Source organism: Candidatus Defluviilinea proxima, assembly GCA_016721115.1.
Lineage (GTDB): Bacteria > Chloroflexota > Anaerolineae > Anaerolineales > Villigracilaceae > Defluviilinea > Defluviilinea proxima.
Genome location: JADKIW010000001.1, coordinates 3,510,693 through 3,524,555 on the forward strand (window position 1 = coordinate 3,510,693; position 13,863 = coordinate 3,524,555).

Genomic DNA, 13,863 nt, shown 5'->3' on the forward strand with positions numbered 1-13,863 from the left:
TTGACTTTACCCATCCGCCAGCACATGCCTCACAATGACCAGCCTCTGAATCTCGCTTGTCCCTTCGCATCGCGATAGATCCTCTCAACTTACTCCAACGTGAAAGAACACAGACTTGCTATCCCTTCGCCTGCGAACACAAAATACAATGCCGTGATCCCGTCGGGGATTTTGATGTCCGCAGAATACTCCGTCCAGATATTCGTGAACACAACAGGTATGGTCCCCAAAACATCTCCGTCCCATGATGCTTTCACTTGAAAGTCACCTTTGCAATATCCACGTACTTTGATCGTCACTTTGCTGACTTCCTGACAATCAAAATACTTGAAGCCTGCAACGGCGGAATTCATCATATTCGCGATGTAACCAATCTCTTCATCGCCATCTTTCCCGTCTTGCGTGATCTTGGGGTAGTGGTTGTCCATCCATGCGCTGTGGGATGTGTACACCGCCTCATCCTTACAGAAAAGGTTGCATGCCAGATACGCTGGATATTCTCCTCGCCCGATCAGCGGACCACGATTGAGGCCGCAAGAGGTCATCTCCACTTGGGGAATTAAGCCATCCTCCTGAACCTGCAGACGTTCGATACAGCCTTGCCTGCTGAAGCTTGTCCCGTTGGTGTGACGATGATAGAAAATGTACCATTCTCCATGGATCTCCACGATACTGCCGTGATTGTTCCCTCCGTAATACATTGGTTTCTCTGCAGGCTTGTAGGAATCGATGTGGAGGTCGTTGTTGCTCACCAACACTCCCTGATATTGAAAGTCTTTGGTAGGGTACTTGCTGGTTGCGTAGCACAACTCGTGCATCACGATGGAAGAATAGACAAAATAGTATGTGTCCCCTCGCTTGCGGATGGATGACGCCTCAAAAAACTCATGCCTCTCAAAGCCTGAACCCTTGCTGTAAGGTTGACTGGGCGCAACGAACACCGGCTCTTCCATGACCGTTAGCATGTCCGGGCCTAGAACTGTTGCCATCGCTCCGTTTCGGGTCTTATCTCCGGGCAGGCAGAATCCTGTGTACAGATAAGTTTTATCGCCCTCTGTGAGAACGCCTGGATCAAATTGGGGCTGATCGCCCGGTCGTTTTCCAAGGTGTGTTCCGTCCGCGTAGTGTACGTAGCCGAGAAAGTTGTATTGCCCGGCGGGTGTGTCACAAACGGCGACTGAGACGATGGACACCTTATCGAGAACATAATACAAGTAGTAGCGTCCGTCTGGCCCTTGTGTCACATCGGGTGCATACAGACACATCCTGCCATCCGGGTTTAAGGGATCATCGGTCTTTTTGTAGATCACGCCTTCATATCGCCAGTCCCCAAGGTCGGTGACCGGAGCCGACCAGCATACATAATCGTTCAAACAAAACACATGACCATTAAAGCGGTCGTGTGATCCGTATACATAAACCCTGTCGTTGAAAACATATGGCTCCCCATCTGGAATGTATTCCCATGAAGGAAGGTATGGGTTGAATCCTTGCTTTTTCATGCTTATCGATAAACTCCTTCTATTCTGTTGTCTTTGGGGATTCTCATTATTAACTATATTGTGAACAGACGTAATGAACCATCTTCTTTTTGCTCAATGCGTAGTTTCTGTAAGGAAGAAACAGCGGGTCCTCTCAAAGCTTTGCCGGTCATATCGAATCGTGAGCCATGGCATGGACATTCAAAGCCGAAGTTGCTGGGTTCAGTGGTGCACCCAAGATGCGTGCATGTGAGACTGATCGCTTGAAGGCCGTTGTCGTCATGGATGACCACGGCTGGAATATAAGCAAGGACAGTACGGCTATTATAGGGGAAATCAGACACCTTTCCAATTTCGAATTCGGTTTGTGATGGCTTATCGAATTGATAACTCAGAAATCGGATCAAACCTCCGATGCCCAGTGCGCCTGCCACTGCGAGCAATGAGTTGGTGGAGAGTTTGAGAAAATCGCGGCGGGATGTTTGTTTCATGGGGAACCTGTTGGAAAAGATGCAAGGATGGTGAGTGCGGTGATGGTGAGCGCCAGAACGATGATGATGACTTGTGAAACGCGGTTGCCTCGTGGGAACCATTTGCCAAGCTCATGGTCGCCAGCCTCTCGGAGCACATAAGGGATGAGCGACATCAAGATCAATGTCAGCACCGGCACGGCGACACCCCAAAGGAAAGGGTCGCCATATTTGAGAAGCTCTTGTACCCACAGGAAGAACCATGGTGCGCGGGCATCGTGAACTTCGGTTGCGTATGTCATGGGGCGTGCAATAGGCGCAGGGAAGATGATCGATAACAGAATCAGAATAACGCTTGAAATGAGCATGATGCGCACTTCGCGTCGGACAAGTTCGAAGCGTGAAATGCGGATGCTATCTTCTCGTTGTATTGGAGGCGGCACAGCGATCCCGCCATCGCGGCGTACGCGGAAGATGTGCCACACCACGAGAAAGATCAACGCGAGCATGAGCACAAAGATATGCCAAGTGTAAAAGCGCTCAAGGGTTGATAAGCCGGGTTGCCCGCCACCAATGACGAGTTGATACAACGCTCCGCCGATCCATGGAACGGTCTTGAGCAGGTTTGTACCCACGGTCAATGCCCAGCGGATGCCCTCGTCCCAGCGCAGGACGTAGCCGGTGAAATCCAATAACAAGATCAATACTAACATTCCCATGCCGATCAAATAATTGAACCGACGATGGCGGGCGTATGCCCCAGTCAACACAACGCGTAAAAGATGGACCGATGCCACGATCACGAGCGCCTGTGCTGACCAGTAATGCAAGTTGCGGATCAATGCTCCGAATGGGACGAGTGATGTGATCGTCTCAACAGAAACTGCGGCATGTTCCGGTACAGGGATGTAATAGAACATCTCCAGGATACCGGTCACAAGAAGGATCAAACATAAGAAGACGGCCATTCCACCTGCGCCAAGGGTGTAGCGAAAGCGTGCTTGCAGAGCAGGGATGGTCGGAGCGTGCAAGTGATGGAAGAAGTTCGGTCTCTCGTGTGTAGGCTTGGGATCTGTTGCATCCACATTCTTTTTTTGTAGGATGCTTTTTCTGATATCTTGTGCCAGCATGCCGATTGCTGCAAGCCCAAGGATCCCAGCGAACACGAACAAAGCCGGGCGGTCGTTAATTGGCTGTGGCACGGCGTATTGGGTCATGATCGCCGATGCATTAGTATCGTTGAGTATAAAATCATCAGGCAATGTGCCGTGCATATCAAGAATGTATGCAGTGGCCTGCCATGCTTGTTCGTCGGTCAGTTGACCGGGGTCCCACCACGGCATGCTGGCAAGAACGTAATCATGTAGCTCTTGTGCGTTTTTGAAACGTGCCAAACTGCCCGGCCCCGCGACCGATGGAATGATCTTGTCTCTTGGAATTGCAAACCCCTGCGGTGGGACGTGTGATCCGTGACAACCGGACTTCCAGCAGTTGCGGTCTTCGCCGAAAGCCTCTCTCCACTCGTCGGTCAACCCCTGACCGTGGTCACCATGACACGCCATGCACACGCCCCAATATTTGAGCGAGCCAGCCTCTAATTGATTTGGCGTTTCTGATGTAACGTTTGGCTTGTCCAGGCGCTTGGGGTCAAAGGTTGGTGTGGGTTGTAAGGTGGGTGCGGCAGTGAATTGTAGATTATGTGACGCCTCTACTGTGGATGATGAAAGCAAGGTTGCTGTTATTGCTAGAACGATAACAGATACAGCCAACAAAGTACGGACGATAGAAATGCGATGCTCAGACATTAGGCTACGTGTATCTTATAAGGTTATGACTTTATCAGCTTTTGTTTGGGCTTCGATGATATCGCCCATGCCGCCTACGATGCCAACTTTTACTTTTTCAGTGATGTCATAGTAGTTCAAGCAAGTAGAGCAGACGATCAGTCGCACGCCCTTTTGCTCAAGATTGCGCAACTGCTCGATCACAGGTGAACCTTCGCAGACAAGCCTTACACCCAACGTGTAAAAGCATAACGCGGCAGGCAGGCTGTCGTTTTGTAGAAGCAATTCAAAATACTTTGCCATCAATGTGTGTTGTAGCTTTTCGTCTGCACTCCCCATGCCGTTGTTAGTGATCAAGATAACAGTGTTTTTCATTTTTATTCCGTTGCGTTGTTATATTCCTCGAGAAGTTGTTGAGCAGATTGTAAGACTTCATTTGGAACAAAAATCTGCACCAATCCCAACATATCGAGTGTTGTCGGGTAGATATTTTGCCCCAAGGCTTCTTGGAACAATTCCACATCTTCGATACCGTTTCCCATGAGGAATGCTTTGAGAACATCGGCCTCTGCGCGTCCATATACTTCGGTGAGCAGGCTCCATTTAAGTTCGTCCATATTTACCTCCAGGTCAAAATAAATAATACCGTCCAGAGAATACTTACGATCAACTGGCGGATTCCAATGTGTGTGGGTTTCCATCCATTTGCAGGATGCGTGATGCCCCACATCGTCTCGATCCATTGTATCAAGTATGGGAGGAAGAGAAGGCTCGGGAGAACAGCGAGTAGACTCAAAGTCAGGACTGATGCGAGATTGAAGGATGTATATAACGCGGCGCGCCATCCCATCTTCCACATCCCGCTTCTTTCTGGACTTTCGGCCTGCTCCCGTTGCTCAAGCCTTAGATATGCGTAGACGATGCTTGCCGCCGATTGAAACCAGGTGAGTATCCAAAGCCACCAGCCTGTTGGGTCATAGTGACCGATGCCCACCCAAAATGCCGCTAGCCCCGCAAGGGATAATACGCCGGTTGCGATAATTTCCACGTTGATCTGTCGTCGTTCGTCACGTTTGCTGACCAACCACAAGTGCCATGCAAAGACCAATGCACTTGGCATGGCAAGGTATAGAAGAAAGCCAAAACCGTTTAGTAGGAGCGCTGTGATTGCCAGAACAGCAATGATGCCATAGAGCGCTGTCCAAAAAAACGCGGCCGGTAATTCATCTCTTGTGCGGCGCTTGGAATAGATCTTGACGACGGTTGTTACAGGCTGACGAAGCATGAACGCGGCCATTGCGGCAACGATCAAGTTGAATGATGAAAATGTAAAAACCTTGCCCGCAAAAATGCCAACCAATAACGGACTTAGGACAAATACCCAGGAACCATGATCTTGCGGAATGGCAACATTTTTGCGCAGAAAATTATGTTTACTCGCCACACTTGCATTATATCTTTAGGGTCTATGTGCGGTCATGTGACGAAAATCAGGTTATTGTATGAATTGTAGGAAGGGCGTTTGTTAGCGTCTTGCAGATGCGCCTGCCCATCAATTGTGCTAGAATCGACGGAACTTAATATGCTTAAAGACCGCCTGATCGCATTCTTGAAGATACTTCCTGAAGAGACCCGCATGGTCTCTTTAATGGCTGTGTTGTTCTTGTGCTTGCAGGCTGGGCAGGGGTTTGGTGAGAATGCGGCATTTGCGTTGTTCCTCTCCAGCGTGAAAGTGGATTACCTGCCGTATATGTACATGGGGCTTGGGGGAGTGGTGTTCCTTGCCTCGATCTTCTTTTCAGCCAGTTTAAGCCGTTTTCAAAACTCCAGCGTTGTCGTGAACTTTTTAGCTGGGGCTATTTTGTTGTTCTCGCTGGAATGGATCTTTATTGTTTTCGCTGGCAATGCAGTTTCCTATCCTGTACTTTGGCTGACCACGTATGGTTCGGGTGTTGTATTTGGCACATTGTTATGGACCGTAGCAGGTGAAGTGTGCGATGCGCGTCAGGCAAAACGACTTTTCCCATTGTTCACAAGCATGGGTATTTTGGGAAGCGTGTTGGGGAATTCTCTGACAGGTCTTGTCGCGAAGGCGGCTGGCACAACCAGTCTCATCATTTTCTACGTTTTATTATTGGGAATTGGTTTTGTGGTTGTACGGCGGGTGACGAAAGAATATTTCAAGACTGAGCCAGATGCCAATATCCGTTTTAGCCTGATAGATGATATTCGCGCTGGGTATCAATTTGTGCGAGGCTCGCAACTGTTTCGTTTGATCGCGCTGTCGTCCATCCTCTATTCCATTCTTTTTTTCACCGTGGACTTTCCCTTCAGTGAGCGGATCTCCATTCAATTTGCGAACGATTCTGCCGGGTTGGCGGGTTTCAAAGGCTTGTTCACGAGTTTAGTCACCGCTGTGACGTTTTTGGTCTCGTTGTTTTTGGCCAATCGTTTGTACACCAAACTGGGCATTGTCAACAGCGTTTTGATCATGCCGATCACGTATGTTGTGACGTTCATTGTGTTCTTTGTCAGTTTTAATTTCTGGGGTGCTGTTGGCGCACGTTTCGGTCAGTTGGTGATTTTGGGCGGACTTGGCGGCACAGCGTGGAATGCTTTGTTCAATGTAGTGCCCTCTGAACGGCGCGGACAAGTACTGTCTTTTAATAACGGTGTCCCAGCTCAAATCGGCGTTGTACTTTCTGGCCTCTTAATCATCCTCAGTCGACGGGCTCTGGAGACACAGGATATCCTCCTGTTGGGTCTGACGATCGCGATCGTTACGGTGCAAGTCACACGTAAGATGCGCCCCGCCTACGGGGAAGCGTTGTTAAGCGCTTTGCGTGCGGGGCGTGTGGAAGTATTCAGTGAAGAGGCTGATGATTTCGCTGGGTATCAAAACGACCCGATGGCCCTGGAAGTGACTCGTGATGCGCTTAACGACCCGCGCCCTCTTACGCGCCGACTGGCCGTGGAGATGTTGGCTCGCATGGGTGGCAAGACTGCCGCGCATGATATTGTCGAGCACTTGAACGATGAGGATGCTTCTGTCCGTGCGGCGGCTGTGGGTGCCTTGGTTGATTTGGATGCGAAGGATTCTTTCAAACATGTCATCATGGGATTGGACGACGAGAGTGATGAAGTACGTGAACAGACTCTCGCGGCTCTTCCCAAGCTGGAAGTTGCCTCAACACCCGAACTGATTCGTACCCTTGAGCGTTTGCTCGAAAACCCCAACCTCAAGATCGCTTCGCATGCCGCGATCGTGTTGCTATATCTTGGTGAAACATCCAGAGCCCTTGCGTTTGTTGCAAAGACTTTCAAAGACAAGGATCCTATTCATCGCATCACTCCGTTTTCCTCGTATCGCGTGATTGCTTCCATGGTGAATACTGTTATTCCTTTTGATAAGGGATTGGTACGCGCAGCCCTTCATGACCCTGCTCCTGTAGTTCGCCGCGAGGCCGCGAGGATTGTTTCCTTTTTGATGGATGAGTCCATTGTCGATGATGTAATTACTTTGCTCGGTGACCCAGATACGATGGTGAAGAGAAATGCGTCAGAATCGCTGAAGCAGAATTGGGATATATCGAGAGGCGTCTTAATTCGTATGTTGCAAGAGGCCGACGAGTCCATTATTGCGCCTGTCATGGATTCCATCCCTACTGGCGACGCGGGAATATTGGATGCGCTCTTGACTCGTATTCACCGTGAAGTAGCATGGATCCAGTATTTGCGCGCGTTAGTGGAGCCGCTCCCGCTTAAGGGGCGAATGACAAAACTGCTGGTCTATATTTTGCGGTATCGCATTTTGTTGCGTGAAGAACGATTGGTAAAAGCTGTAGGTTTGTTTGGCGATCAACGTGCCATGAACCTGGTGCGTGCCGCCTTGGTGGAAGGTGATGCTTCTGCAAGAGCCGCTGCTTTGGAAGCTCTGGAAACATTGGGCGATAAGCGTGTCACTGCAGAGGTGTTGCCGATATTGGAGAGTGACTCCAGTGATATGTTAGCTCCATTTACGCTTACAGACGCGATGAAAGAATTGTTGAAAGATCAGGACCCTGAACTGCGGTCGCTGGCTATGTTTGTGATCGCAGAACTTGCGTTGGAAGAGTTTGTTCCGAAACTACGGGAACTTTCTGTAAGTGACGATAAATTAACTGTAAGCATGGCGCGTGACGCCCTTTCGCGCATGGGAGGTACTTCCATTATGAAGACATCCAAAAATATAAAGACCTTGCGAACATTGACCACGCTGGACCGCATCCTGTTTTTCCGTGAGGTGCCTATGTTCTCGCGTCTCACGCCAGATGACCTTGAGCGTATCGCAGAGATTGCTGAAGAACAGTTATTTCTGGAAGGTTCTTTCCTGTGTCGTGAAGGGGAACGAGGCGATACATTGTTCATCATTACTGATGGTATGGTGGATGTGGTGAAGACCTCTGGGAATGTTGAAACTGTTTTAGCTACACAAAGCGTAGGCAGTTATGTAGGGGAAATGGCCGTGTTAGAATCGGCGCCTCGTTCGGCCACGTTACGAGCGCGCAGTAATGTGCGCGCACTGGTAATTAATGGAGATGCGTTCAACACCATCCTTTTGGATCGCCCGGAAGTGGCCGTCTCTGTTTTACAACACATGTCCCACCGTGTGCGCGAGTTGAATCAACGCGTCGGTGTGTCGGCTTGATGTTATATTATTTTCAATGGAGTGAATGAGAATGGCAAACAAGAAAAAGATCGAAGAACAATTGGAAGCAGAGCGAAAGGAACGGCAGGCGCGCTATATACAGATCGGCGGCGCACTTGTTGTCCTTTTGTTGATCGTGTTGGGATTTTGGTTCTTCTCACCGAAGGCCCCGGCAGATGTTCCTGCCGCCGCTGTGAGTGTAGGAACCCAACCTGCTTGTGATATTTTTGCAGATATTCCGGTGGCTTCCCAGTATAGTGCGCCCCCCATTAAGATCGATCCAGCAAAACAATATTTTGCGACAGTTAAAATGGCCAACGGCGGCGAGTTCGTGATGCAGTTATACCCCGATAAGGCACCGATCACTGTAAACAGTTTTGTATTCCTTGCCTGTAAGGGCTTCTTCAATGGCGTGACGTTCCACCGTGTGCTCGAAGGCTTCATGGCGCAAGGCGGTGACCCGACAGGCACAGGCGGTGGTGGACCTGGCTATCAGTTTGTGAATGAAGATAGCGATCTTGTGTTCGATAAAGAAGGCGTGGTTGCCATGGCGAATGCAGGCCGTGACACGAATGGCAGTCAGTTCTTCATTACATTTGGCCCAGCTGACTTTTTGAATGGTAGCTACACCATTTTTGGGCAGATAGTGCAAGGCATGGATGTGGTCAATGGCATTACGAAACGTGATCCTGAGCAAAACCCGTCCTTTACGGGTGATGTGATGGAGAGCGTGACGATCACAGTGCCGTAGCGAAGAAGCTGTAGAACAAAAAGGACCTCGCAGAATGAACTGCGAGGTCCTTTTTGTTTATTATTGTTGAGTTTGTTAACCACAACCTCCGCCAGATTTGTCACGCTTTAGTTGAAGTTTGATCTTGGCTTCGAATTCCAGTTTTTCATATTCGATTGGACTCGGATCACAGGATTCGTAGCGGTCGCCCAAGGCGGCAGGGAAGATATAGGCCAATTGATCGGGAGCAGGTTTCGGGTTGGGTTGAACCGCCTGGAGCGTCTTGTCTTCTTTACCGAAGAAGGCGATCCAGTTGTTGACTCCACCTTCAAGAATGTAAACGTTCGGGACTGTGGAAGCGACAAGAGTCTTCCATGTTTTGACGGCGGCGGTCTCGTCGTTGCTCATCAGGATGAAAACGGAATTTGCAGGTGGCTCACTGAGTAATAAAGGAATGACTTCCTCGATGCGTTCGGTGGGAATGTTGACAGCGCCTTCGATGTGGTACAAGTTGTAATCAGCCTCAGAGCGCACATCCAGATATATTAGGTTCATCGATTGGTTGTACTTTGCCTTGAACGCTTCGGCAGGCGAAACGAAAACCAAGCGATTGGACAACATTTCGTCTGCAGTGTAGATAACGGTGTTGACAATGGGGTCAGCATTGAGTTGCGGGATGGTCTCCGTTCGGGTAAAGGTGAGCTTGTTATATTTTTGTTCAAGCGATGGTGAGCCGATGAAAACGACTGCGAGGGCGAGGACGACCAGTGCGCCAGCGCCTACAATGCGAAGTTTGGGCTCTTTGCTCATATCTTTTTTACCGATGATGCGTTCGAGTTGTTCGGAGCCCCAGAACATGAAGAGTGCCATCAATACGACAAGTAGGACTACAACACCGATCGGGAGATGGAAGACTTGGTCAAGTGTGACACGTCCGTAGTAACCTGCATTGTTGTACCATTGGGTGAAGTATTGCTCGGTCTCACCGAAGAGGAAGGCGCCAACGAAGCCGCCAGCCATGAAGAACATGCCGTCTATCTTGCCAGTGGACGCGGATGCGAGCGAAGTCGTGGGGCAGAAGCCGCCGATGATGAAGCCTACGCCCATGATGAGCCCGCCCACAATGCCAGATGCAAGATACGTTGGATTGACCCAGACTTGACTGAAGTTGAGAATGCCAAGCCCGACTGCGCCGAAGAGCAATACCATCGCAGTGACAATAGCGGTAAACATGACCTTGAGCACGGTAAGTTCGGTGAAGTAGAACTGTGCGGCGAGTTTGCGGGAGTCACCGAAGCCAGACATTTCGAGAGTGAAGCCGAAAGCAAAACCGATAACGCCGAAGAGCACGTACGTCCACGGGTTTGCGGCGCTTACAGCGATAAATTCAGGAAGAGGAAAGTTCATAGGATACTCCTAGTTCCATAACTTTCTTACAAAATATGCCAGTCCATATGCGCCGCCAAATATGGCGAACATGACTGCCCACGAGCCAGCGGAAAGAGTTGCTCCACCTGAAAGTGCCTGACCGGATGTGCATCCACGTGCCATCCGCGCTCCGTAGAGGAAAAGTACTCCGCCGAGGAATGCCATGAGCCAGCGTGTGCGATCTGAGATGTTCGGCCCTTTGGTCGTCATGAACTTGAGACGTCCATTGAACAAGCCCGAGGAGAAACCGCCAAGTAATGCGCCGAAGAATACAGGCACGATCCAATCGTCCATTGGGTTTTTATCGCCGCCCGCCATTTTTAGTAAATATGGATTGTTGTCCACGTGGGAGGGCGAGATGGCATCCACAAGGGCGGCATCAATGCGGCTGGTTGCGCCCGAGGAGCCGAGACCATTACCTGTGAGGAAAAAGGCAAGGAAGAGTACAATGCCAAGCACCACGCCTCCAAAATAGGGATGCACGTATGCTCTTTCGGGTCGGTTGAAAATACTTTTCTTGGTAGCAGGAGCAGTTGTCATTATTTTTTCTCCTTCTTTTCTTTTTTATCTTCTTTCACTTCCACGTGTTCATGTTTTTCGACTTCTTCATACCCCGTCACCATTGCCCTCATCGCCTCAAGCGGAGTTGCGCCAGTGGTGGTCATGTACACATGTACGAGGATGAAGGTTGCGAAGGTCCATGCGACAAGCGAGTGGAACGGCGCGAGGAATGGAAGTCCGCCCAAAATGTTCGGGTACTTTTGCACAAGCCACATCAATGCGCCCGTGATGATCTGCAATGGCAACAACACATTCAAGATGCCGAAGTATGTTGCCTTTTGGATCGGGTTCATACGGCTATCGGGTCGCTTTTCAAAAGGATGCCCTTCACCCTTGAAGATTCCGCTGATGTAATACTTCGCCTGCAAAATCGCATCGTCGAAAAATCCGTAAGGACGCGGGATGAATTCCCGAATACGGTCAGTGGCTAGGTGATAGAACAACGAGAGGATCGCGTTCACGACCAATATCACCGCCAGCACGTTGTGCACTGTTACTACTCCACGGAATGAGAATGCACCGAAGATATCAGGTCTGTGAATGATGAGTCCTGTGAACAACAAAATGACGATGGATGCGGTCTGGAGCCAATGCCAGAACCTGCGATAGGGCTCGTACATATAAACCCGCTCGGTTCTTACTGGACCGTGAGCCTGCTTCCTGGACGAGAAATATCTCAGCGTCCCATGCCCGACCACACCTAAGAGCGAACCGACGAACATCAGCGCGCCGAGCCAGTCGATCCAGTTGACACGGCTCGAACCAAAGACATACATTTTGTCATTGGCAGGGACGGGGTTGTAATAAACAGCGCCATCTGCGCCTGTGACAATTTCGCCAGATGCATTGACGTTGTTGTTCGCATCAAAGACAGGCAACGTGCCGTTCGGTGCATAGCCTGACAGCATGATGGGTTGCGAAACACGAGACTCGTCATTGTGACAGGCTTTGCAGTCGTTGACGGCATTCTCGCCACGAGTCACGTTGTGGTTGATGCTATAGGGTTGAGACAACCCTTCGATGCGGGGATTATTGAGGCCGAGTGCAGTGAGTTTGGCCTTGACGGCTTCTTCTTTTGCAGAAGAGTCGATCTTGAGTTCAGTGTCGCTGAGTGAACCATCTTTGTTCGCGTCGAAAGTAGACATCACGTCAGCGGCGTATTTGCTATCTTCGAAGTACGCAGATTCAAGGTCCATGAGGCGAACGGGGCGTTTATTCCCAGTTGCATCATCGTAGACCCAGTAATATGTAGTGATGAGATTGTACGGGGCGAGCAGTTGGTCGCCGTCAATATTATTGCGGTTGAGCAGAACGGGTTTGTATCCTGTTACAAGCGAAGTGACGGAGTTGGGATCACCTTCGATGCCACGACATGTTTTGACAGGCTCGTTATTCGTTGTAAGAACTGTCCAATCATAGGATTGAATAGCAGGAGCATACATCTGCGGAATGTGGCAGGTTTCGCAGGCGACAGCGTTCATGTGTGTGTCGATGTACGGAAGCCAATCCGCGTGTCCCTTTTTGGCATCGTGGCAGGATTCACAGCGGCGCATCGTGCCTTTAAGTTCTGGCGCAATGGTAAATTGTGCGCTTTGTCCACGTGCGAAGTTGTGATCAGGTTGTTTGAGATACTCGCCGATATCGAGCTTTCGTGGATCGTAGAGCAGATGGCTGGGCTGGGACTTTTGTGAAACATCAGAATACACAGGATTGTTGATGGAGAAGTGACAATCGGTGCATTGCAGTTGACGTTCGGCATGAATATCCCATGAGCGATTAGCTTCCGCTTTGTTGCTCAGGTTGATGCCTGATTCAGAAATTTTTTGTGATGCAACAACTTGCCCTGTTGTGGCCGTCTGTGGGTTATTCAAATCACAGGCGGTGATGGTCAGCGGCTCGATTGCGTCTGTGTGAACTTCGCCATGACATGCGGCGCAATTGGCGTTGGTGGGATCTTGGATCTTGATGACGTCAGCTTTGAGTTCACTGTTTTCGTTGAATGATTCAGGGTTCCAGGTCCATGTGTCTGTGGAGCCATCATGTTCAGCAATGCCAAGACCGAGAAGAGTCGCTGTGTTGGCGTTACCGAACCATCCGCTTCGAATGAAACCTGCCCTTGCGGCAGTATTGGGGCTTTCGATGTGACATAGGAAACAGTTCATTTCCATCGTGCCAGAAGCGTTCCAATCCCAGGCTTCGACATTTCCATTTTTATTCAGGATGGCTGTCTCGTAATTCTTCGATGTACTTGAAATAGAAGTGAGAGCTTGTCCTTCTCGTGATGTTTCAGCAGGACCTCCGCCGACAACACGTGAGCCGTTCAACTTCAACCATTCCGCTGTGGACATGTCTAGGCGTTCGTCGCCTGTCTGTGAGAGATAGCGATAGGTGAGCGGGTCCCATTTGCCGAATGTGCCTGTGCTGGCGTTGAAGTCTTTGGTGTTTTTGTAGTCGCTCAGTCCGAGATCGGAATGAAAAGCGTGTTGTTGAATGAACTTGGTGTCGTGACATTGTCCGCAGGTTTGCATGGTGGAAATAGATTTACCTGATGTCAGTACATTATCGCCATTGGAGTCAAGCAAGGCAAAGTCTGGGTGTAAGGGAGATGCTTGGGATGTTGAAGCAGGCTCAGGTTGGGCAAGAACCGTTCCAATCCCAAAGGCGGATACTACGATGAGCAGTCCGATAACGATGAGTAGGTTGCGTTTTGAAATGTTCATGT

Annotated in this window: 11 protein-coding genes; 2 read left to right on the plus strand and 9 right to left on the minus strand. The window is 49.9% G+C overall.

The window, feature by feature from the left end:
- Positions 1 to 89 precede the first annotated feature (89 nt).
- Genes IPP66_16255 through IPP66_16280 form a run of 6 tightly spaced genes read right to left on the minus strand, consistent with a single transcriptional unit; the run spans position 90 to position 5,179 of the window.
- On the minus strand, positions 90 to 1,502 hold the full coding sequence (locus tag IPP66_16255) for a family 43 glycosylhydrolase (protein ID MBK9926825.1): 1,413 nt from the start codon (positions 1,500 to 1,502) through the stop codon (positions 90 to 92).
- Positions 1,503 to 1,555: 53 nt separating this feature from the next.
- Positions 1,556 to 1,972 (minus strand): ubiquinol-cytochrome c reductase iron-sulfur subunit, encoded by a 417-nt coding sequence (locus IPP66_16260; GenBank protein ID MBK9926826.1) that lies wholly within the window; start codon positions 1,970 to 1,972, stop codon positions 1,556 to 1,558.
- Positions 1,969 to 3,756: a cytochrome bc complex cytochrome b subunit gene (locus IPP66_16265; protein MBK9926827.1), complete on the minus strand. Its 1,788-nt coding sequence runs from the start codon at positions 3,754 to 3,756 to the stop codon at positions 1,969 to 1,971. The genes IPP66_16260 and IPP66_16265 overlap by 4 nt, the downstream gene beginning before the upstream one ends.
- 15 nt (positions 3,757 to 3,771) lie before the next feature.
- Entirely contained in the window at positions 3,772 to 4,110 is a 339-nt protein-coding gene (gene yedF / locus IPP66_16270) for a sulfurtransferase-like selenium metabolism protein YedF (protein MBK9926828.1), read from the minus strand.
- Positions 4,111 to 4,112: 2 nt separating this feature from the next.
- Positions 4,113 to 4,352, minus strand: coding sequence for a hypothetical protein (locus IPP66_16275; GenBank protein MBK9926829.1), 240 nt, complete (start codon positions 4,350 to 4,352; stop codon positions 4,113 to 4,115).
- 2 nt (positions 4,353 to 4,354) lie between these two features.
- Positions 4,355 to 5,179: a YwiC-like family protein gene (locus tag IPP66_16280; GenBank protein MBK9926830.1), complete on the minus strand. Its 825-nt coding sequence runs from the start codon at positions 5,177 to 5,179 to the stop codon at positions 4,355 to 4,357.
- 138 nt (positions 5,180 to 5,317) lie between these two features.
- Here IPP66_16280 and IPP66_16285 point away from each other — a divergent pair, with 138 nt between their 5' ends.
- Positions 5,318 to 8,422: a HEAT repeat domain-containing protein gene (locus IPP66_16285; protein ID MBK9926831.1), complete on the plus strand. Its 3,105-nt coding sequence runs from the start codon at positions 5,318 to 5,320 to the stop codon at positions 8,420 to 8,422.
- A gap of 25 nt (positions 8,423 to 8,447) precedes the next feature.
- Positions 8,448 to 9,173, plus strand: coding sequence for a peptidylprolyl isomerase (locus IPP66_16290; GenBank protein ID MBK9926832.1), 726 nt, complete (start codon positions 8,448 to 8,450; stop codon positions 9,171 to 9,173).
- Positions 9,174 to 9,248: 75 nt separating this feature from the next.
- Here IPP66_16290 and IPP66_16295 read toward each other — a convergent pair whose 3' ends face one another.
- Genes IPP66_16295 through IPP66_16305 form a run of 3 tightly spaced genes read right to left on the minus strand, consistent with a single transcriptional unit; the run spans position 9,249 to position 13,861 of the window.
- On the minus strand, positions 9,249 to 10,559 hold the full coding sequence (locus IPP66_16295; GenBank protein MBK9926833.1) for a YeeE/YedE family protein: 1,311 nt from the start codon (positions 10,557 to 10,559) through the stop codon (positions 9,249 to 9,251).
- A gap of 9 nt (positions 10,560 to 10,568) precedes the next feature.
- Entirely contained in the window at positions 10,569 to 11,120 is a 552-nt protein-coding gene (locus tag IPP66_16300) for a YeeE/YedE family protein (protein ID MBK9926834.1), read from the minus strand.
- Positions 11,120 to 13,861 (minus strand): cytochrome b/b6 domain-containing protein, encoded by a 2,742-nt coding sequence (locus IPP66_16305; GenBank protein MBK9926835.1) that lies wholly within the window; start codon positions 13,859 to 13,861, stop codon positions 11,120 to 11,122. Before IPP66_16305 ends, IPP66_16300 begins: the two co-directional genes overlap by 1 nt.
- Between the last annotated feature and the right edge of the window lie 2 nt (positions 13,862 to 13,863).

Excerpts from the sequence above, each read along its gene's own strand:
- IPP66_16260 (MBK9926826.1), bottom strand. The coding sequence starts at position 1,972 with ATGAAACAAACATCCCGCCGCGATTTTCTCAAACTCTCCACCAACTCA.
- IPP66_16305 (MBK9926835.1), bottom strand. The coding sequence starts at position 13,861 with ATGAACATTTCAAAACGCAACCTACTCATCGTTATCGGACTGCTCATC.
- IPP66_16285 (MBK9926831.1), top strand. The coding sequence starts at position 5,318 with ATGCTTAAAGACCGCCTGATCGCATTCTTGAAGATACTTCCTGAAGAG.
- IPP66_16290 (MBK9926832.1), top strand. The coding sequence starts at position 8,448 with ATGAGAATGGCAAACAAGAAAAAGATCGAAGAACAATTGGAAGCAGAG.
- IPP66_16300 (MBK9926834.1), bottom strand. The coding sequence starts at position 11,120 with ATGACAACTGCTCCTGCTACCAAGAAAAGTATTTTCAACCGACCCGAA.
- IPP66_16265 (MBK9926827.1), bottom strand. The coding sequence starts at position 3,756 with ATGTCTGAGCATCGCATTTCTATCGTCCGTACTTTGTTGGCTGTATCT.
- IPP66_16295 (MBK9926833.1), bottom strand. The coding sequence starts at position 10,559 with ATGAACTTTCCTCTTCCTGAATTTATCGCTGTAAGCGCCGCAAACCCG.
- IPP66_16255 (MBK9926825.1), bottom strand. The coding sequence starts at position 1,502 with ATGAAAAAGCAAGGATTCAACCCATACCTTCCTTCATGGGAATACATT.
- yedF (MBK9926828.1), bottom strand. The coding sequence starts at position 4,110 with ATGAAAAACACTGTTATCTTGATCACTAACAACGGCATGGGGAGTGCA.
- IPP66_16275 (MBK9926829.1), bottom strand. The coding sequence starts at position 4,352 with ATGGACGAACTTAAATGGAGCCTGCTCACCGAAGTATATGGACGCGCA.